This window comes from Paenibacillus stellifer (genome assembly GCF_000758685.1).
GTDB lineage: Bacteria > Bacillota > Bacilli > Paenibacillales > Paenibacillaceae > Paenibacillus_AQ > Paenibacillus_AQ stellifer.
Genome location: NZ_CP009286.1, coordinates 2,346,723 through 2,367,100, shown reverse-complemented (window position 1 = coordinate 2,367,100; position 20,378 = coordinate 2,346,723). Strand labels below are relative to the sequence as shown.

General features: G+C 54.6%; 19 protein-coding genes and 1 tRNA gene. 5 read left to right on the top strand and 15 right to left on the bottom strand.

The features are described from left to right. Positions 1-25: 25 nt before the first annotated feature. The 3 genes from PSTEL_RS10690 to PSTEL_RS10680 form a co-directional block, all read right to left on the bottom strand. Positions 26-110: transfer RNA gene (locus PSTEL_RS10690), tRNA-Leu, on the bottom strand. A 193-nt stretch (positions 111-303) separates the two neighbouring features. Continuing rightward, on the bottom strand, positions 304-3,489 hold the full coding sequence (locus tag PSTEL_RS10685; RefSeq protein WP_038695199.1) for an S-layer homology domain-containing protein: 3,186 nt from the start codon (positions 3,487-3,489) through the stop codon (positions 304-306). Between the two features lie 308 nt (positions 3,490-3,797). Further along, positions 3,798-4,256 carry a GNAT family N-acetyltransferase gene (locus tag PSTEL_RS10680; protein ID WP_038695198.1) on the bottom strand — a complete coding sequence of 153 codons (459 nt, stop codon included), beginning with the start codon at positions 4,254-4,256 and terminating at the stop codon, positions 3,798-3,800. 162 nt (positions 4,257-4,418) lie between these two features. Here PSTEL_RS10680 and PSTEL_RS10675 point away from each other — a divergent pair, with 162 nt between their 5' ends. After that, positions 4,419-4,904 carry a YhjD family protein gene (locus tag PSTEL_RS10675; protein ID WP_245625126.1) on the top strand — a complete coding sequence of 162 codons (486 nt, stop codon included), beginning with the start codon at positions 4,419-4,421 and terminating at the stop codon, positions 4,902-4,904. 345 nt (positions 4,905-5,249) lie between these two features. Beyond that, complete coding sequence (gene hisC / locus PSTEL_RS10670; RefSeq protein ID WP_038695196.1) at positions 5,250-6,305, top strand: histidinol-phosphate transaminase; 1,056 nt, start codon at positions 5,250-5,252, stop codon at positions 6,303-6,305. Positions 6,306-6,381: 76 nt separating this feature from the next. Here the strand turns inward: hisC and PSTEL_RS10665 are convergent, their stop codons facing one another. The 3 genes from PSTEL_RS10665 to PSTEL_RS10655 form a co-directional block, all read right to left on the bottom strand. Then, complete coding sequence (locus PSTEL_RS10665; RefSeq protein ID WP_038695194.1) at positions 6,382-6,597, bottom strand: hypothetical protein; 216 nt, start codon at positions 6,595-6,597, stop codon at positions 6,382-6,384. Between the two features lie 259 nt (positions 6,598-6,856). After that, complete coding sequence (locus PSTEL_RS10660) at positions 6,857-7,174, bottom strand: hypothetical protein (RefSeq protein ID WP_038695193.1); 318 nt, start codon at positions 7,172-7,174, stop codon at positions 6,857-6,859. Positions 7,175-7,292: 118 nt separating this feature from the next. Beyond that, complete coding sequence (locus tag PSTEL_RS10655) at positions 7,293-7,865, bottom strand: xanthine phosphoribosyltransferase (protein WP_038695191.1); 573 nt, start codon at positions 7,863-7,865, stop codon at positions 7,293-7,295. 174 nt (positions 7,866-8,039) lie between these two features. On the opposite strand from PSTEL_RS10655, the gene PSTEL_RS10650 reads away from it, so the two are divergent. Further along, the gene (locus PSTEL_RS10650) at positions 8,040-9,158 is read left to right on the top strand and encodes a YkvI family membrane protein (protein WP_038695189.1); all 1,119 of its coding nucleotides are present in this window, start codon (positions 8,040-8,042) and stop codon (positions 9,156-9,158) included. A gap of 182 nt (positions 9,159-9,340) precedes the next feature. On the opposite strand, the gene PSTEL_RS10645 is transcribed toward PSTEL_RS10650, so the two are convergent. Then, the gene (locus PSTEL_RS10645) at positions 9,341-10,477 is read right to left on the bottom strand and encodes a glycosyltransferase family 4 protein (RefSeq protein ID WP_038695187.1); all 1,137 of its coding nucleotides are present in this window, start codon (positions 10,475-10,477) and stop codon (positions 9,341-9,343) included. 281 nt (positions 10,478-10,758) lie between these two features. Between PSTEL_RS10645 and PSTEL_RS10640 the strand changes: the two genes are divergently transcribed. Continuing rightward, positions 10,759-12,153, top strand: coding sequence for an RsmB/NOP family class I SAM-dependent RNA methyltransferase (locus PSTEL_RS10640; RefSeq protein WP_038695186.1), 1,395 nt, complete (start codon positions 10,759-10,761; stop codon positions 12,151-12,153). A 126-nt stretch (positions 12,154-12,279) separates the two neighbouring features. Here PSTEL_RS10640 and PSTEL_RS10635 read toward each other — a convergent pair whose 3' ends face one another. The 6 genes from PSTEL_RS10635 to PSTEL_RS10610 all read right to left on the bottom strand — a co-directional run bounded on the left by PSTEL_RS10635 (position 12,280) and on the right by PSTEL_RS10610 (position 18,026). Beyond that, complete coding sequence (locus PSTEL_RS10635; RefSeq protein WP_038695185.1) at positions 12,280-13,080, bottom strand: Cof-type HAD-IIB family hydrolase; 801 nt, start codon at positions 13,078-13,080, stop codon at positions 12,280-12,282. Between the two features lie 74 nt (positions 13,081-13,154). Further along, a complete protein-coding gene (locus tag PSTEL_RS10630; protein WP_052098354.1) occupies positions 13,155-13,919 on the bottom strand; it encodes a pseudouridine synthase in 765 nt (254 codons plus the stop codon). Further along, positions 13,920-15,485 (bottom strand): RsmB/NOP family class I SAM-dependent RNA methyltransferase, encoded by a 1,566-nt coding sequence (locus tag PSTEL_RS10625; RefSeq protein WP_038695182.1) that lies wholly within the window; start codon positions 15,483-15,485, stop codon positions 13,920-13,922. It lies immediately after the preceding gene. A gap of 120 nt (positions 15,486-15,605) precedes the next feature. Beyond that, entirely contained in the window at positions 15,606-16,067 is a 462-nt protein-coding gene (locus PSTEL_RS10620) for a DUF309 domain-containing protein (protein ID WP_038695181.1), read from the bottom strand. Beyond that, positions 16,057-16,869: a GTP diphosphokinase gene (gene yjbM / locus PSTEL_RS10615; RefSeq protein WP_038695179.1), complete on the bottom strand. Its 813-nt coding sequence runs from the start codon at positions 16,867-16,869 to the stop codon at positions 16,057-16,059. Before yjbM ends, PSTEL_RS10620 begins: the two co-directional genes overlap by 11 nt. Before the next feature lie 62 nt (positions 16,870-16,931). Further along, positions 16,932-18,026: a quinone-dependent dihydroorotate dehydrogenase gene (locus tag PSTEL_RS10610; RefSeq protein WP_038695177.1), complete on the bottom strand. Its 1,095-nt coding sequence runs from the start codon at positions 18,024-18,026 to the stop codon at positions 16,932-16,934. Between the two features lie 183 nt (positions 18,027-18,209). Here PSTEL_RS10610 and PSTEL_RS27920 point away from each other — a divergent pair, with 183 nt between their 5' ends. Then, positions 18,210-18,347, top strand: coding sequence for a hypothetical protein (locus tag PSTEL_RS27920; protein WP_169744566.1), 138 nt, complete (start codon positions 18,210-18,212; stop codon positions 18,345-18,347). 88 nt (positions 18,348-18,435) lie between these two features. Here PSTEL_RS27920 and PSTEL_RS10605 read toward each other — a convergent pair whose 3' ends face one another. Together PSTEL_RS10605 and PSTEL_RS10600 are read right to left on the bottom strand one after the other, a co-directional pair. Continuing rightward, complete coding sequence (locus PSTEL_RS10605) at positions 18,436-19,869, bottom strand: L,D-transpeptidase (protein WP_038695175.1); 1,434 nt, start codon at positions 19,867-19,869, stop codon at positions 18,436-18,438. A gap of 125 nt (positions 19,870-19,994) precedes the next feature. Further along, on the bottom strand, positions 19,995-20,237 hold the full coding sequence (locus tag PSTEL_RS10600) for a ferredoxin (protein WP_038695173.1): 243 nt from the start codon (positions 20,235-20,237) through the stop codon (positions 19,995-19,997). Between the last annotated feature and the right edge of the window lie 141 nt (positions 20,238-20,378).

Here is a 20,378-nt window from a genome sequence, read left to right as displayed (position 1 = left end):
AGAGCCTGTAAGTTATTATATGGAATGCGGTCGAGAGGACTCGAACCTCCACGGGGGGTTAGCCCACACGGACCTGAACCGTGCGCGTCTGCCAATTCCGCCACGACCGCATATTTGAACCGCTTCATTTCGCGGCCACAAGATAGATCATACCATGTAGGGAGTTTGAAGTCAATTCTTTTTCTAAATTAACTATTTGAATAGTTGAAAAAGGCATTTATGCGGGATTAATCATTCGCATAAATGCCTTATCAATGCCTTATTTCGGTTCTGGTTGGTTCGGCTTACTATCCAATGCCAAACCTAGATCAAACCCGCCGCTTTCAGTGCGCGGTTGAGCAGCGCAGCCGTCTCTTCACGAGTAACGCCGGCTTTCAGGTTCAGATAACCGGCTTCGCCCCGAAGAAGATTGAGCTGAACCCCGAGTGCTGCGGCGTCACGCGCAAAGGCGGGAACAGATGCGCCGTCCTTGAACTTGGACAGCTCCGTCTGCACTGCGGCTTCACTGCTGGCAGCTTCAAGGTTAGCCAGCTTCAACGCACGGGCAAGCACGACGGCGGCCTCGGCGCGGCTGATCGGGCTGTCCGGCTGGAAAGCGCCGTTCTCATAGCCGGTGAGGAGGCCATACCCGGCGGCAACCGATACCGGGTTCGCGTACCAGGCGGTTCCGGACACATCCGTAAAGGAAGCCGGCTTGCCTGTCCCGGAGACACCCTCTGCCCGCAGGCCGAATGCTCTGACTACAGCAGCCGCGTACTCTGCGCGCGAAATCGCACGCTGCGGTTCGAATCGATCATTGCCTGTTCCTTCCAAAACGTAACGGGAATCCATCTCTTCGATATCCTGCCGGCTCCAGCGCCGTTCTGTATCCAGATATGCGGTAGCCGACTTCCACACGAGCGCGTAAGTGCTGTTCGTCAAGCTATTGATCGCCGCCGTATAGCGACCGTTCACAACAGACACCCTGGTCGGAATATGAGAAACCGTTCCGTCACTATTCAGGACGACAGCCGTAGTGATTTTGGAGCCGTCCATACCTTGAGGCAGGATGATGGAACGTTCAGCATATGCGTTGAACCGGTTGATATTCACACTTTGGCCGTTATAGATCGCCTTGATGTTGAAGTCGATCGCCGGACCAAGGAGCGTATAAGCCTGCTTGCCAGCCGATGCCTTTAGCGCCTGCTCGTCGGCTGGCGCCGCGCTGCCAAGCTCGATGCTGAACTTGATATCGGATAACAGCTGCGGATTGCCTAGGCTTGACGAAATCTCATCAATTCTTAACAGATTCGCAGGCAGATTGTACACCGCTTTGTCCGTTACAATCTGCAGAGTGGATTGTCTAGCCTCAAGCAGCTTGACCAGTTGTCCATTAAGCTCGACAACAACGGAATCCGCAGAAGCCGGATACTCGATCAGCACATTTTGCTTGTTCTCAATCAACCCTTGAATGACCTTATCATTGTCAACCTCAATAACTGCTTGCGTTCTGCCATTTTGTTCATTTACGCGTACCGTTGCCGACAATTCCTGAGGAACATTGCCGATAACAACCTTAATGCCTGCGGCTGTGGGCGAAGCGGAAGGATTCGGTGCTACAGTCGGAGACGGCGTAGGACTCGCTTCCGGTGTAGAGCTTGCTTCCGGTGAAGGAGTCGCTTCCGGCGTAGGACTCGCAGGTAACGATTCCTCCTCACGTTCGATCTCGATCCGGTACTGTTTCTCCGTTACACCATCCTGGGCAAGTGCCGAAACCGTTATGACATTGGCGCCGACCTCCAGCCCGATAGACTCTCCATTGTAAGGAAGGCCGTTAACCAGCAATTTCGCCCCGCTGCCGTACACCGTAGCAGTAACTGTCGTGCTGTACACGCTGTTGGCTACGGTTGCCGAGTAAGAGAGAATATCCGGGTCAAAATCTGGAGCAAGGGAGACCGATTGCAGTTGAAGCGCCGTCAATCCTGCCGCACCTGAAGGCAGAATGGTCACCAGCACCGTTCCCGCTACTGGCACAGATTTGCCGTCGGTAACCGTATAGGTGAAGCTGTCGCTGCCAATCGCACCCAATTCAGGCGTATAGGTAAAGGCACCGCTTCCTGCCTGCGACTGACTGACCGTCCCCTGGGTCCCTTGCGAGGTAATCGTGTAAGTCAGAGCATCTCCATCCAGGTCGCTCCCTGGAAGCTCGCCCTCGAAGTAAGTTCCAGATGTAACGCTGACGCTCAAATTGCCAGCGGACGGAATCCGGTTCGGTTCAAGAGTCGTGAACGAAATCTCGGAGCCGTAGGAGACCCCGACCTCATTAACGGCATAAGCTCTGGCATAATAGACGGTGTTTTCGTCCAGCCCGTTAAGGGTAGCGCTGAACGTCCCCGCTTCGGCAGACAGTCCGGCCACAGCCTTTGCATCGCTGGTTGTCGGATCCGGAACGGTTCCGTACACAACGCCGCGCTCCGTAACCGGATCACTGCCGACGGAAGTTACTTCACCTTCGATCACGACCGAATCGGAGGTTATGTCCGTTACTGCTCCAGTAACGATCACTGGCCGCGATGCAGGCACACGTTTATAGACGCCATCCCGGGAGCAGATAAAGAATGTTCCGTCTTTAAAAAATGCTGTTCTCAACGAAGCGGAAGAAAGTGATGTCGTACTCCACTGCAAACCATTGTTGGAGAAAGCCACAACGCCATTATTGGAGGATACGGCCATATATTGTCCTGCTCCGAACGCGAAAGAAACGAAGTTGGCGGCATAAGCGGTGCCATTCATCAAATCTCCGCTTATTGACGCTTCAATAGTTGGAATATCCGATCCCTGCGGGCTCTTGTAAATTTTCCCCTGACTTCCGCCTGCCAAAACCAGGCTGCCGTCCGAGTACAAGCGGTTGAGATTGCTTCCAATGCCCGAGGTATTTGTCGTCCAGGACGTTCCATTGGCTGAGGTTACAATGTTGCTAGTGACATAATCAGCTGTCGTAAGTCCGATAAAGCCACCGTTCAAATATTGCAGATCACTGATTCTGCCAAGGGCACCGGTTCCGGAGATGTTTGTCCAAGATACGCCGTCTGGGGACTTGAGAAGGTCGCCTCCATTGGAGGAAGACAGCAAATAGTTACCGTTCCCATAGGCAACCGTTGAGAAAGCATAGTTGGAATAATTCGTTGCGCCCGTCCCCGCCGTCCAGTGTCTGCCATCATCCGAGATTAAGACAAAGGCTTTGGGGCTCGTCTCGGGCACTGAGTCTCCCCGGTACGTCCCGGCGAAAAACTTGCCGTTGACAAAGGTAACGAAAGCAAATGACCGAAGGGATAACGCGGACACGTCAAGCGCTTCCCACGTCAGCAAGTCGTCAGAAACCGCTAGCTTTCCCGCCGATGTTACACCCACATAAACCCCGTTGCCGTACGCCACGCTCTCCAGTCCAGTTGTCGAGACTTTGCTCCACTTGTATAGGCTTGCTGCCTTAACGTCAGCGGTCTGAAACATGGATATTAATCCCAGAAATAAGGTAAAAAGAAGAACCAGTGAATAATTTCTACGCTGCCTAATCATCATGCTTGCCATGCTGCCCCTTTCACTTCCGTACCGGATGATTTCTTCTTCACTTCTTGTTTCACTGCCGTTCTTCTGTTCTTAATCAGCTTCTCCCCTTCCTGTATCATTTGCCTTGCGACACTATAAATAGTGCCAATGGCCTAAGTTTTAAGAACATAATATATTTATCGACACTTTCGTTTTTAAATTAAGTTATTTTTGATAGTCCTTGCATTTTTATCTAAAAAAGCTGCTGTCTACTAGGAAAGACTGAGACGCAAGCACTTCATATTCGAGTATTGATAGCCTGCAGCCTCGTAGAACGCCAGCGCGCGTGCATTGCCGGAGTCGGCCAGCAGAGATATGCGCAGAAATCCATGGGACTTAGCATATTCCACAATCTGTTCCATAAAAAAACGACCGCTTCCCTTTCCCCTTTCATCCCCTGCCACAATAAAATCCTCCAGCTGGATGACAGAGCCTCCTTCTACTGTGCTGAAGACAAACACCAAATTGACCATTCCGACAACCCGATCCTCCCGCTTAAGGAGCAGCAGCCTGCCCCGGTCAGGGTGATGCAGAATCAATTTCAATCCCTTTCTCTGCTTCTCAACATCGCGAATACCGGCAAAATCCTGTTCTATGGCAAATAATTCGTCAAGAAGCAGGCACATCTCCTCCACATTCTCCTCACAAGCTTCCTCTAGCCGCAGCATCATTGATACCCCCTGATCTTTATTGTTTCATGCTTGCCATTGGTTGGCTGCTTTTTGTCGATCCTAACATAAATCATCTCCCCAGCACCATTACGTCTCACCAGACTAACATTTTTTTCATAAAATAGCGGTTAAATCTTGCCTAGGATAACACCAGCATGTATAATGAGAACAAAGGTTCGTATCCTATATAACGAGGTGATTCAGATGGCGGCAACAGCCAAGATCAATCGCAATCAGGAAGCAAACCAGGAGGAACTGTCTCTAGTCAGAAGTTATCTGCTGCTAACGTTCATTCATAAAGTTTTCGAACGTGATTGCCGTGTTATCGGCAAGAGCGGCCTCTTCAAGATGCCTCAGCTATATATGGAAATGGTCTCCATCGGAGCCAAGAAGACGGCCTTGATGCTTCAGGAAGTGAAACGTGAACTAGAGAGTGCAGACATTGTCATTTCGACCGTCCGCCAGGATCAGCACGGAGTGGAAGCCCAGTACAAATGCCGGGGAACCTCAGGGGATATATGCATTGAATGGCCGAGCTTCCGCCGGGAAATGACGGTTCGCATGCGCGCCTATTTAGGTTTAGCCGGCGAATTCCCAACTGCCGCCCGTGATGAGAAGGTTATTCCATTCGCTCTATCCATCAGATAGAGTGATTTCTGTTTGAGATGATGATGACCGATATGATGATCCTCAATATTTACACACAGGCAGCCCTTGCATTCGCAGGAGCTGCCTGTGTAGTTTCTGCGTATTCTGCTTATATGGTAAACGGTCAACAATTCAGGCTGATCAGCAAATGCATTATAAGCACAGCACCTCTGCATGCTGCAGTATCGGATAGAGCAAAATTTACTTCCCGCCGTTCGCCGATAACACGTCTGTGACATTGCGGGATTTGCCCTTGGATTCAAACCGGTTCCTCCATCCGCCCGGTTAACATATACATATTTAAAACCCGACTCCGTGCCGGATGCGGGGATTGGAGGGGTTATCATGAACAAATACTGGAGCGAGACGATCAAGGGCATTATCCCTTATGTTCCGGGAGAGCAGCCGCGCACGGGCAGGTTGGTGAAGCTGAATACGAACGAGAACCCGTATCCTCCTTCCGAAGCTGTTCTGGAAGCCATGAAGTCCGCCGTTACCGAAAGGCTGAAATTGTATCCCGATCCGAACTGCACGCTTCTTCGGCAGGCGGCGGCAAGTTATTATGGCACATCACCGGAAATGGTTTTTGCAGGCAATGGCTCGGATGAAATCCTCGCCTTCTGTTATAAAGCGTTCTTCGATCCCGGCGATTGGCTGCTAATTCCCGATATTACGTACAATTTCTACGAGGTGTATGCGGATCTCTTCGGAATCAGCTACCAGACAATTCCACTGACACCGGAGTTTGAGGTTTCGGTTCAGGCTTTTGCTGAGCCATGCGATGGCATTATTCTGGCAAATCCGAATGCACCGACAGGCAAAGCGCTGCCCCTCATAGAGATTGAAGCTCTGGCCAAGAACCATCCGGAGGCAGTTGTCATTGTGGATGAAGCCTACGTCGATTTCGGCGGCGAGTCCGCGATCCCGCTGCTCCCGTTCTACGATAACCTCCTTGTCATTCGCACATTTTCCAAATCCCGCTCATTGGCCGGTTTGCGCATCGGGCTTGCCTTTGGCCATCCTGATTTGATCGAAGCACTGATCCGGGTCAGAGACTGTGTGAATTGCTTCACCGTCGACTGGATCGCACAGGCGGGAGCCATCGCGTCGCTACGGGATGAGACGACCTTCCGGAGCAATCTTGCATCCATCGTGAACACCCGAAGCAAGGCAACCTCCCTGCTGCGCGCTGCCGGCTTTGAGGTCATTGCTTCCAGCACGAACTTTCTGATGGCCTCCTATCCGGGCCTGCCCGCAAAAGGATTATACGAAGCGCTGCGGAGCCGCAACATTTTTGTCCGCTTTTTTCCAAAGCCGCGCATTGATCAATACCTGCGTATTACGGTCGGAACAGACGAAGACATGAGCATCCTGCTTGATGCCTTGACTGACCTGACGTAGACTCACGAAAGAAATCAAATAGCCGAAACTACAAAAAGACGGCCGGGGAGTTCGGGCTCCACAGCCGTCTTTCACATTAACCAAAGATGTTGGGCCGATTATCGGAAAATGGCTGAATGATGTAACTCCGGTCCAGCTTGACGACCCGGCGGTTGGGCCGGCGGATCATAACCTGGCTGTCGTCCCAGGCGATGACGATGCCAACAACATCGTTGCTCTCCAGCGCATCGCGGACAACACGGACCTTCTCGCCCGACAGACGATACTCATTCAGCTGCTCGTCGCTGATCATACGGAGTTCTCCTTTCATCCGGTTTCTCTTTCTTCAGGTGAAATCAGGGGGCGATATTATAAGAAAAACTCTAATCGAAGCCTTCTCGAAGAAGTTGCCGAATCCCTCTTTAGCGGTAGTTTTTCTTGCAATATCGGGGAGCCAAGCCATTGAAGATTATTCATTCCGATATTATAAAAAAGACCTCAATGAAGGTCTCATTGGGGTCTTTTCAAATAACGAGATTGACATGAAGGCATGCATCTCGAACGTGTTTGACCTATATCAGCGCTTCGTTCTTCTCGAACCAGAAGTCCAACACTTTGGCGGACATCACTCGTTGTTCCAGATACTCCACTTGTTTGGCTGTGAAATTCGCTCTCCAGTCGAATTCGAGCTCTTCGCACAGACCCGCGATTGTCAGAAGCTCCGACCACGCAACATAGCGTTTGTACCAAAAGAATTGAGGATGTTCAATCATATAGGGATACAGATCGTCAAACTCCGTGTGCTTGCAATCGAGCGCACGCTCGAAGTGATCCTTAGCCTCGGCTAATTTATCAATAAAGAATTGTTCTGTCACCGGTTCTTTCCCCATTGTGACGCCTCCTCTCCTATGTCTGCCCTTATTATAAAGGAAAATGATTAAGGTGGAAAGCAATTGTTAGAAAATTAGGCTTTGTTCGCTGTTTCGTCACGATTTGTAACTTATCAGGTTACGACTCGAATTCAACTCTTCCGCCTGCAAGCGATTTGATCTTCACTAGCGATTCCAGCCGGACGCCCTGCTCCCGGATTGTCCGCGCTCCGGCCTCGAAACATTTCTCCACCACGACGCCCATACCTACCAGCTCAGCGCCTGAACGGTTAATGATCTTGATCAGTCCGCGGGCCGCGTCGCCGTTGGCAATGATATCGTCAATGAACAGGATTTTGTCATCCGGCGAAATGAACTGTCGGCTGATCATAATATCCGTGACGATCCCCTTGGTGAAGGAAGGCACCCGTTCGCAAAGCGCATCAGGATCGGCCAGCAGCGTCTTTTTGCGTCGGGCGAATACGAGCGGCACTTTCATCTCGTAAGCGGTGGCAAAAGCGGCTGCAATCCCCGACGATTCCACCGTTACTACCCGGGTTACCCCTTGATCGGCAAAAAGTCTCGCGAACTCCCGTCCCATTTCCATCGTGAGCTCAGGGTCGACCTGATGATTCAACAACCCGTCGAGCTTCAGCACCTGATCGGAGATGACGACCCCTTCCTCCAAAATCCGTTTCTTCAATATTTCCATGACGCTAACGCCTCCATTATCCATTGTTCTGCACCGGTCGTCTCCGCAAGCGAAGGTAACAGCGGAGTCATGTCCTTCTGCTCATCATCATAACCTGTACTATGCGCATGACACAAGCATATCCGCCAGCATTGACGCAAATTGCACCCGCTTTGAGCCGTTGAGGAGGACAAAATGAGACAAACGCTGCGAACGCTGCAAATTGCTTTTACCTATATAGGCACCATCGTCGGGGCCGGATTCGCCACCGGCCAGGAAATTCTTCAATTCTTCACCCAATACGGGCGATGGGCCGTGCTGACGATTCTGCTCTCGATGGGATTCTTCATATGGCTGGGCACGAAAATGATGATTCTCGCCCGCCGGATCGGGGCCGAGTCGTATGAAGACTTCAACCGGCATCTGTTCGGCCGGAATACCGGCTCCGTCATCAGTCTGTTCACACTCGTCATTCTGATTGGAGTGAACAGCATCATGCTGGCTGGAGCGGGAGCAATTTTTCAGGAGCATTTGGGACTGCACTATCAGACCGGTCTCATTCTGACTGTCATTGGATCATACTTGCTGCTCAAACGCGGCATATCCGGCATTTTGCAAATGAACAGTATTGTTGTTCCGCTTATGATGACGCTGTCGCTTCTCATTATCTTCAATACAGTGGGGCATCCCGGCGCACACCGCTTCATGACCCTCGTAACCGAACGGAGTCCTGTCGTCGCTTGGATGTCGCCCTTTCTCTATACAGCATTCAACCTCGGCATGGCACAGGCTGTGCTTGTCCCAATGGCGCGCCAATCGGATAGCGAGCGCCCGCTCATATGGGGAGGCATTATCGGAGGTCTCGGCATCGGCTTCATGCTGATGGCTGCGCATTATGCGATGAGCGCACATATGCCGGGCATCCTGCAGTTTGAAATCCCGATGGGCAGCATCGCCTTCGGACTCGGTCCTCTGGTGAGCCTGGTGTATCTGCTGCTGATCTTCCTGGAAATATTCAGCACCTTTGTCGCCGATATTTACGGCGTCACACTGCAGCTTGAGCAGCGCACCCGTTTTTCCCGTTCGGCCATCACACCCGTTGTCATGCTGCTCTGCTACATCTTCAGCCAATTCGGCTTCAGTTCGCTGCTTTCGCTGTTTTACCCCATGTTCGGAGCGCTCTCGCTGGTTTGGGCCATCAAGCTGATCCTTACCCCTTCGCAGCCACCTGGCGCTTCAGACGGACCGGAGGAGGCAGCCTCCCACTCTACCTCTTCCGTTAAAGACGTTGTGCCAGGTCCAGCCCGGAAATAACGAAGACGCAACCGGCCGAAGAAACCGGATTGAGCCCGTGCAGACAACAAGCCGCCCTGAGGCGGCCAAATGTCGTTTGAGATTTTTACATGATGATCCATATTGTATCCCCAAGAGACACAGATTAGTTGGAACCTAATAGGGTTCGGCCCGAAATCCTACGCCGTTCTAAAGCTAAAGTTCTACTTGCCTGCCTCCGACTTTATCTGGAGATATGTCTTCTTGAGCTCGTTGGCGATCCGGGTAAGCGAGTATTGGTTCTTCGCCTTCTCCCAGGCCGACCGGGACAGCTCATAACGGTAGGAAGGATCGGTGATGACCTTCTCCAGCGCATCGGCCAGAGCCGTGACATCATCGGGCTGGACCAGGAGGCCGTTCACACCATCCTCGATCTGCTCGGGTATGCCTCCGACCTCGGTTCCGACCAGTGCCAGGCAGCTTAGCGCCGCCTCCGCGAAGACGGAGCCAAAGGCCTCCGCCCGGGATGGAAGTACAAAAATATCGAAGAAGGGCATAAATTCCTCGGGATGCAGCGTATACCCGTAGAAGATCGTTTCATTGTATATGCCGAGCGATCTGGCCAGATTCTCAAGATCCGCACGGGACGGTCCGTCTCCGATAATATGCAGCACATATTCAAGTCCCCGCTGCTTCAGTTCAGCGCATGCCCGGAACAGCACGTCAATCCCCTTAGCGGGAACAAGCCGTGTAACGGTCACCAGCTGTGGAACATCGTTCTCGTGGGGGACCGGCTTGAAGCGCTTCTCGTCGAATCCGTTCGGGATGACTTGGATGCGCTCAGGGTTATCCGTATAATGAGACATATAATCTGCAAAATTGCGGGATACCGTCATCAGGCGGTCGCTGACATGCTCCAATTCTCTGTAAATGGAAGTCAGGAACTGATGCTCCGGCCCGTTCTCGGCGATTTTACCGTTAAGGATCAGCTCGCGTTCGTAACTGGAGTGGAAGGTCTGGACGAGCGGCACGTCCGGGAACACCTTCTTCATCGCCAAGCCGGCGATCGGATGATGCGCGTGGATTAAATCATAGTGCTTGTTCAGGCGCAGCTTCGTCCACCATAAATAATCACGGTACGTCTGGATATATTTTTGTACGACCGGGCTGTCTCCATACGGGGTCCAGTCAAAGGTTTCAAACACGACTTCCTCCGTGCCTTTGCCGCGGATTCGTTTGGGCAGCCAGAACAGCTCCATGTCCCAGCGGCTGGAATGAAAGCGTTCCTGCAAGTAGGGAATCATCGAGGATACGCCGCCGGGCTGTTCCGGCGGGAAGAATAGCGCTTGCAGCAGATTCATTGGTAAGTCCCCTTTTCTCTTATATGAAGCGAAGGCCTCCCCGGGCTGCGGCAGGTAAATAGCGGCAATCCCGCTTCAGCTCTTATTCGTCTGGTTAAGAAGCGGTGGATCAAACGCCGGGTGCCCGAACAAGCAAGGCTAGCGGAACTTGCCCGGTCGTTTCGATATAGTTTAGCATATGTACGTTGACCCTTGTTTCAGTTCCTTTATTCAATTTTATCGGCATCTCATCCAAACGGCAACACACAAAACCCTACCCATTGTTCAAAGGAGATCATGCAATGACAACAGCAGGCCTTCCCGGCGCCTATACAGAGATGATTGAAACCCAACTGGGAAGCGAAACCGGCGCTTTTTTGGCCACCTATAAAGAGCCCCGCACCCAGGGACTGAGAATAAACGGTTTAAAGACCCGCACCGAACAAGGCATCTCGGCTGCATATAGAGCCAGCAAGATTTTCAGCCTCTCTCCCGTGCCCTGGTGTCCCGGCGGTTATTACTATGAAGAACCCGCAAGACCGGGGCGCCATCCGTATCATGCGGCCGGTCTGTACTATATCCAGGAGCCGTCGGCGATGTCCGCCGCCGTAATGCTGAACCCGCAGCCTGGCGAGACGGTACTGGATCTGGCCGCCGCGCCGGGAGGCAAAACCACGCATATCGCCTCTCTCATGCAGGGCCAGGGACTGCTCGTCTCCAATGAAATCCATCCGGAGCGTGCCAGAATTTTGTCGGAGAACGCAGAGCGGCTCGGCGTTCCGAACGTTCTTGTCACGAGCGCCGCTCCGGACGAGCTTGTTGCCCGGTTCCCGGAAGCCTTCGACCGGATTATGCTGGACGCCCCCTGCTCGGGAGAAGGGATGTTCCGCAAGGACCCGGACGCCATCTCCGAATGGTCGCCGGAGCATGTGGAGATGTGCGCCGCGAGACAGTGGGATATTATCCAGGATGCCTATGCCATGCTGAAGCCCGGCGGCATCATGGCCTATTCCACCTGCACCTTCAACCGGCAGGAGAACGAGGAGCTGATCGCCAGAGTGACCGCCCGATATCCCGGAATGCAACTGCTGGAGACGAAGCGTCTGTGGCCGCATCACGAGAAAGGTGAAGGGCATTTTGTCGCGCTTCTCCGGAAGGAAGCAGCAGGCTCCGAAGAGGCGGAGCCTTCCGCTGCACGCAAGCGGTCCGGCAGACGGGAGAACCGTCCCGGCAGAGGTTCCGCCACCGGAGCAGCCGCCGCCCAGTCGGCGCTCCGCCAGTTCCGGGAATGGGCTGAGGCCGAGCTACCCGGCTTCCCGGTTCAGGGACAACCGGTCCTGTTCGGTGACTCTCTCTACCTGCTGCCGCCCGAATTCGGCACTTCCTTCTCGCCGGACGTATTGAATGGCCTGCGTGTTCCGAGGGCCGGTCTGCATCTCGCCCATTTGAAGAAGAACCGGATCGAGCCGGCTCATGCGCTGGCGATGGCGCTCCGACCTGATCAGGCCGGACGCGCCCTGAACCTTGCTTCGGACGGACCCGAAGCTGCCGCATGGCTGCGCGGCGAGAGCCTGAATGTGCCGCCGGACCTGCAGGGCTGGACGCTCGTAACCGTGGACGGCCTGCCACTCGGCTGGGGCAAGGCGAGCGGCGGCCAGCTTAAGAATCATTATCCGAAGGGGCTGCGCCAGCCCTGACGCAGTCTTAATTTCCCTTAAAGACAAGCAACAGCGGCAGCCATGGACAAGCTTCTGTCTCAGGTCTGCCGCTGTATTTTTTATAGATATGATCCGCCGTTGGCCTGGCCTTGACACTCTTCCTTCTTAAGACAGGCAGTACTTCTTCAGCGCAGCCGATACGCCATGCTCATTGTTCGTCCCGGTGACGACGGCGGCAGCAGCCTTGACCTCGAGCGGGGAATTGTCCATCGCCACGCCCAGACCGGCGAACGTCAGCATTGAAATATCGTTATAGTAGTTGCCGACCGCCAGCACTTCCTCGCGCTTGATGTCGAGACGCTCAGCCAGCATTTTGACAGCGTTGCCCTTGGATGCCTCGGGATGCATGAAATCGATGAAGAAATCCCCGCTGCGCTGTATGCTGAACGCCGGACCCCATGTGCCCCACTCCCGCTCGGCTTCCGTAATCTGCTCGATTGTGGAGAAGACGGTGAATTTGACAATTGGCTCCCGGAATTCCTCCCAGGCCGGCAGAGATGCTGGCTCCAGATCGAGCCGTTCATACATATACAGCGCTTCCTTCGCCAAATACTCCACATTGTCCACGTAAAGATCGAAAGCCGTGTTCACGTCAAAGTGCATGCCATGTTCCCGGCAATAGGCGATGTAAGGGTCAAGCCCGCGCCCGTCCAGCCCGTATTGATGAAGAACCGTCAAATCGTCGCTCTGCAGCAGAACGGCTCCGTTGTCGGCAATGACATAACCGGAAAGTCCCAGTTCCTTCATGATCGGGATTACGTTCTTCGGGTTTCTGCCCGTGCACAGCACGATCCGTGCTCCCTGCCGGATTACCTCCGCCACGGTCTCTTTATTCTCCTCGCTCAGCAGATGGTCGTCATTCAACAGCGTTCCGTCAACATCCAGCGCAATCAGTTTGTATTTCATGCTCCACCATCCTTGTATCTTCTCTCATGTCCGCTCATTATAACCCGATGTGTCCCGGTCTGCGGCGTCATTTGTTATAGGCTAGCGCCCAGCAGCTTCAGCTCCGCCTCCGTCAGCTCCCGGTACTTCCCTTCGGGCAGACTCTCGTCCAGAGACAAATCGCCCATAGATATCCGTTTTAAAAAGACGACTTTTTTGCCGACTGCCTGGAACATCCGCTTGACCTGATGGAACTTCCCTTCGGTAATCGTCAGGGAGATGTGCGAAATGACAACATTCCGGCGCTCCCGGCTCAGAACGGTCAGCTTGGCCGGAAGTGTCATATAACCATCGTCCAGTTCCACCCCATGGGCAAAAGCTTCCACATCGCTCTGTCCGACCTCGCCCTCAACCGTCGCCAGATAGGTCTTCGGCACATGCTTGCGTGGAGACAGCAGTTCATGAGCAAGCGCCCCGTCATTCGTCAGCAGCAAAAGCCCGACCGTATCCTTATCCAGACGGCCTACGGGAAACGGCTCAAACGCCGCATCTTTTTCGTCCAGCAGGTCCAGCACCGTCCGGTCCCGGCGGTCCTCTGTCGCTGACAGGACGCCGGGCGGCTTGTTCATCATCAAATAAATATGCTTGCGGTAAAAGACCCGCTCTCCGGCAATCTCGATCACATCCTGGTAAGGATCGACATGCGCCCCGCTGTCTTTGACGATCTCGCCGTTCACCGTAATCAGTCCCATCTTCGCCTGTTTGCGAAGCTCGGTGCGGCTTCCGTAGCCGAGGTTTCCCAGCACCTTGTCCAGTCTCTGTGTGCCATTATTGCCGCCCTTGTCTTTCTTAGCTGCCATCTATGTCCACCTCCATCCTGCGGGATATTCGTTCTTGAGCATCCCGTCCTGCCATTTGCCCCAGCCAAGGCTGTATCCGTCGACACAGACAAGCACATAGCCTTTGGGCGAAGCTCCTGGCGCCACATTCAGCCGTTCTGCCGGGACCGACAGCGTCTCACCCTTCAGATACGAGACCGCTTCGGGTCCGTCCCCATCCAGCTGCAGACTTCGCAGGCATTCCTCCGGAGTCAGCGCTGTTGCCAGCGGATGACCCGGCACAAAACGGCCCGACCGGTTCTGTCCCATATACCAGCCGGGACGAACGGTCTTGAGTCCGTTCAGCGCCTCCCCCGGCAGCGGGGACAGATACAGATGCTCCCCGAACCAGACGGGGAAGCCCTCCGGCTCCCGGGCGAGCTGGTCCCGGAGAAAAGCGCCATAGGCGGCCAGGCCGTCTCCGCCTGCCGCAGCTCCGCTTCTCCGGGCATCCCCGTGCCCGGAGGAGGACCGGCCGGCAGCGCCGCGCCCTGCCGGAGTCTTGTCCCGGCGGGCCGGGCCGGAGCCGCCGGTGTCCCTACCGCGTCCGCCGCCCGAGCGGGGCGGCGCAGACGCCAATGCGCGGCCGCGCCGGCTGGCCGCGCTCTCCCCGTCCGCCGCGCTAGCTGAGGCGACGGCGTTCGCGCCTTCCGCCGTGCCGCCATGCTTCAGCACGGCGATAAAGTGGCCCTCGCCCTTCACTTTATGGGGCCACAGCCGGGCCGCGCCCGGGACAGGATCAAATCCGGGCGAGAAAGATCCGGTTCCGCCCACGGGAACGACCTCAAACTCCCGATGGGCCGACAGGAATTCGAATATCCCGCCTTCATTCTCCTCCGGCGAGAAGGTGCAGGTGGAATAGACAATCGTTCCACCTGGCTTCAGCGCGAGAGCTGCAGCAGCCAGAATCTCCCGCTGCATGTCCGCATATTTGCGCGGAGACTGCTCGTTCCACTGGCGCACCATGTCCTCGTCCTTGCGGAACATGCCTTCACCCGAACAAGGAGCATCGATCAGAATGCGGTCAAATCCGTGTCGGAAAGCCGCCGCAATCCGCTCGGGGCTTTCATTGAGCACAATCGCGTTCCGCACTCCGGCAAGCTCCAGATTTTTGGCCAAAGCCTTCGTGCGCTCCGCATTCAGATCATTGCTGACCAGAAGGCCCTTGCCCTGCAGCTTGGCCGCTATTTGCGTCGACTTGCCTCCCGGCGCGGCGCATAGATCGAGTACATGGTCGCCGGGGGTGACGCCGAGCAGTTCGACCGGAGACATGGCGCTGGGCTCTTGAATATAGTACAGCCCGGCATGGTAATACGGATGCTTGCCGGGTCTGGCTCCTTCCTCCGTATAGAAGCCTGTCCCGCACCAGGGAATGGGCTCCACCGGAAACGGCAGCAGCCCTGGCAGGACTGTAGCCGATATTTTCAAAGTATTAACCCGGATACCTGTATGGGGAGCCTCGTTGTAAGTCTCCGCGAAATCTTCGTATTCCGGTCCCAGCAGTTCCTTCATCCGTTCGGTGAAGGAGCGGGGAAGTTGTGCCGCCATTTAGCCGCCTCCCGGTTATGTTGTTAATGTAAATAAGCATTAACGGTTTGAATCTTTTGAATAGCTTAAGGAACACCCGAATCCGGGTGTTCCTTAGCCGTAGGATATGAATAATCGCGCTTATCGCCGCTCCACTGCCGGTACGGAAGGCGTCCGGCGCGGCCCCCGCCGCTGCGGAAGATTGGGCTTAAGCTCAGCTCCGGCGGAAATGACCGCCGCTCTTAAGTCTTCATCCACAATCCGAATGGTCAGATCATAATAGTCGAAAGGTTCCACGGTGAAGTCCCTCAGCTTCCCGATATACGCCCTGACCTCCTGGAGCAGCGCCTCCAGCTTGATGCCCAGCGTCACGGAGGGGTACTCCCGCAGTCTTGCTTCGGCACTCTCCAGCATCAGCATCGCGCCCCGAATATTACCGTCCCGGAAATGATACAATCCTACTGCTACCTGGAGAAGCCCCTTGTACAAAGGATTCCGTTCCGTGGCCAGCCACAGCTCCTCCAGCACTTCATGGCACTCGAAGTAATCGCGGTCCCGGTTGAAGTAGACGAGATAGGCCACATACAGCGGATCATACGCCATCTGTGTTCTCGCCTTTCTTCGCCCGTGATATCATGCCTCGAACACGCTCCAGAAGCACCTTCATCGCCACCATATCCTGACGCTGCCAGATGACGTTGAATTCCTCCTGGCAGCGGATCGCTTCGTTGACCAGGTGATAAAAATACAGCTGATGGATCGCCTGCAGCACCTGCGTCGTCGTATTGGAATTATCCTCGAACGTCCGCTGGGCATCCAGAATTTCCTCCCGGATGCTGGACATTTCGGAATCCAGGATGGAAGCAGCCTCCGCCGCCGTCTTCAGACGGAGCCTGATTTCATCAGGCAGACTCTCCCGGTATTTATAATTCAGAGAATGCTCGATGGTTGCCCAGAAATTCATGGCGAGCGTCCGGATTTGAATTTCGGCGAGCACGATCTTCTGCCCGAGCGCTGTCTGAACCGGATACCGGATAATCATATGGAAGCTGCGATAGCCGCTCTCTTTGTAATTGGTAATATAATCCTTCTCATAGACCACTTCCAGATCCTTGCGCGCCCGGATATATTCCGCCACCCGCCGGATATCCTCCACGAACTGGCACATAATCCGAATGCCTGCAATATCCTCGATCCCCTGTTCCAGGTCTTCCATCTTGACATTCAGCCGTTTAGCTTTTTCCAGAATGCTGGACAACCGTTTGACACGTCCGGTTACGAATTCGATCGGCGTATATTCCTCACGCTTCTTGAGCTCCGAGCGCATCGTCTTGAATTTGACCTTTAATTCTTCCACTGTCTGTTCATAAGGAAGCAAAAACGTAGCCCAATCCCTGCCGTCCATCGTCCATCCTCCTGTCCCTAACTCTTTGTGCCGGAATAGACCCCAGGCCTATTCAAAGGCGGTCACTGAACATCCGCGCCCACCGCTTCGGAAATATGCCGGAATCCGTCTCGCCGAAGAAGATTGCGCAGTCCGGCATGCAGCCGGCGGTTCACCTCGGGACCTTCGTAAATAAGCGCCGTATAGATTTCAACAAGACTGGCTCCGGCCTTGATTTTGTCGTAGGCGTCCTGCGGAGTGAAAATTCCGCCCGAGCCGATAATCGGAAGCTGTCCTCTGGTTTGGCGGTAAATAGCCGAGATGATCTCCGTCGAACGGTCCCGGAGCGGCTTGCCGCTAAGGCCTCCGGTCTCCGATGCCCGCTCATGACTCAGACCGTTACGGGAAATCGTCGTGTTGGTGGCGATAATGCCGTCAACTCCCGCTTCAGCGATGGTATTCACCATATATTCAAGTTCAGACGCGCTGACATCCGGCGCAATCTTGACCAGAATGCTCTTCTTGGCTCCGCTCTTCCCGCGCTGAATCTCCATCTCTTCCTTAACCTCGGTTAGCAGCCGGGAGAGCTCGCTGCCGTGCTGAAGACTCCGGAGATCCGGTGTATTCGGCGAACTGATATTGACTACAAAAAAATCACCGTACGGATACAGCGTACGGATACACTTCCTGTAATCCTCGTGGGCATCTTCATTGGGGGTCGTCTTGTTCTTGCCGATATTGACGGCTACCGGAATGCTGCGGCGCCCTGCTTTCTTGAGCCGATTCGCCATCGAGTCGGCGCCCTCGTTGTTGAAGCCCATCCGGTTGATCAGCGCTTCGTCGCTTGGAAGACGGAAGAGACGCGGCTGTTCATTGCCGGGCTGCCCCTTCGGGGTTACCGTTCCAACTTCCATAAAGCCGAAGCCGATCGAGGAGAAGCCTCCAACCGCCTGGGCGTTCTTATCCAGTCCGGCTGCAAGTCCCACCGGTGTATGAAAATGTAATCCGAAAAGATCGACCGCAAGCTCCGGACTCTCCGGAACACCGTACATCATGCGCAGCGATGCTTTCCCGCCCGGCAGGGCGGCTGACTTTTGCAGTCCCCCGATAACGAGATGGTGTGCCGCTTCCGGGTCCATTTTAAAGAAAAAAGGCTTGGCAAAATTTCGATACAGCACCGTACTCGCTCCTTCAGGCATAGGGTTTCATAATGATTTTAGCTTTTTCCGGGCGAAAAGAAAAGTTCCATGCCTGTGAGGATGAGCCGAAGCGTCTCGCAGAGTATAGTATTTTTCATGTAAACGCATTACAATGAAAGGGTAAAACCTATATGAACTGATAGAAAAGGAAGGTCGAATCCTATGTCAGCCAAACGCAAACCGCCAACCATTCAACAGAAGAAAGAAGAAGTCAACCGCAAGGCGATTATCTGGGTCGGCATCAGCATCGCCCTGCTGGTTATTCTGTTCGTTGTGCTGTTCCTCGTTACCGGCAGCTAATACGCGCGATCGCCTGGAAGCACGGGATTCATCCATTTTGCGCCGCGATGAACACCGCTTTATCTTCAGTTATGTGCCCTCACGGGTACTAATTCAGCCAGTGGTATTCTTCATGGGGGTTGGTCTGGTCACTGGCAGGTTTCGTCTTGAACGGCTCCAGCGGAACCACTTCGGTATCAGGCAAAAGCCCCCCTTCGGCGATATGCACCGGCGTTCCTTTGGGGACCAGGTTGAATAATTCCTCGATATCCTCACGCTTCATACGGATGCATCCGAGCGATTCGTCCTTGCCGATGCTGTCCGGTTCATTCGTTCCGTGAATGGCGTAATTCGTGTCGGACAGCTGCATGCCCCGGCTGCCGAATTCGCCGTTATCGTGACCGTTGGGATTCACGACTTTGATGGAAATGATGAAGTCGCCCACTGGCGTATTGCCACCTCCGAGACCAACTTCATAGCTTCGCAGGATTACCCCGCCGCTGGCTACCGCCAAGCGGTGTTTTTGCTTGTCGACGAAGATGGTCAGCGGGCCGGACAGGTACGGGATCTCCTTCCCTCCTTCAGCGGTCGACGGAATGCTGCCCGGCGCATCAGGCGAACCGGCTGAGCCTTGAGCAAGCCCGCCTTCTCCGTTCTGGGCCAGCGCCTTCAATGAGCCGAAGGCTTTCTCCATCAGCGGCGTTGTCCCGGACAGCCAATTTCCTGGGAAATCCCCGGTTAACTGCTCCAGCGATTCCGGGTAGCTGCCTTTCGCCGTCTTATAAGCCGCCAAGGCGCTCCAGAGCGAGGCCAGCTGTTCCTGCCGCTGCTGCCATTCTGCCCCGGACTTCTTCAGCGTTCCGGCATCGTCCGGCTTACAGCCGCAGAGGGCGGCGTTATAGGACTGAATCACGGACCGGCCGTTCTTCTGCTGATCCACGGTATAATCCACCGGCAGTCCTCCCTGCCAGAGCAGCCACTTGCCATCCCGCTGCATGCCCAGCACTGCGGTCTTGGCAGAAGCATCGGCCGAGAGGTCGCCGAGCATTGAGGCAATGTTGCGGCGCACAGCTGCCGCGCCGGTCTCCCGGGCGGTGAAGCGCAGTACCTTCACCGCTGTATCTGCGGCCGCGTCCCCCTGCTGCGCGGCCTGCTCTTCCGGCCGCGTCTCCTCCGCGGCCGTCCCTCCGCCGCCGTAACCATCGGCGGTTACGGCATCCGTGCTTCTGCCCGGCGCCGAAGCGCCGGCGGGCAGAAGCACCAGCAGCAGCAGCGCGAGGCTCAGCAGCAGCTTGCGGATTCGCGCCGAGCGCAGCGCGCGCTCGCGGGCGCTGCGGAGCAGGCCTTCCTCGTAATCCCGGAACATGTCCGCCGGAATTTTGCTCTGCTCGAAGGCCTCGTACACGCCCCCTGCCCGGTTAAAGCAATAATTTGCTTTGCCTTCCTGCCCGCTTCTTTTATATTCTCTGCCCAGCAAGTACCATGCCATTTTATTGTCGTGGTGCTTCTCCACGTAATCTTTGAGATACTGCAGATTCTTCATCTTGGCCTCCGTCGATATGCATAGAGCTGCTTCACTATTTATATCGGCCTTCGGAAGGCAAAAAGAAACCCCGCTCCATCAATTCGGAACGAGGTTCTTCTACACTGTGTGATCTGTCTAAAGGTTTAGCCTTCCTTATTGAAAGGCGCGTCCGCCACCTTGATGGAATCCGTCGGGCAGCCATCAGCTGCATCCTGCATATCGTCAAGCAGATCTTCCGGGATCTCGGTAACGCCGCGGTTGCTGTCGCTCTCATAGATAACCTCGGCCAATCCCTCATCGTCGTAATCATAAATATCCGGTGCTGTCGCACCACAGGCACCGCATGCGATGCAAGTATCTTTCTCTACCCAAGTGTACTTAGCCATAAACTGTCTGCCTCCTGTTAACCGGTAAGCTCCGCCTGTACGGCAGGCTTAATCTAAATAACGATTGTCCGTTTCTTCTTGTCATATTAATATAAAAAGTCGCCAATTTCAATCGAAGCCTGTTTCTTTTTTAGCAAAAAC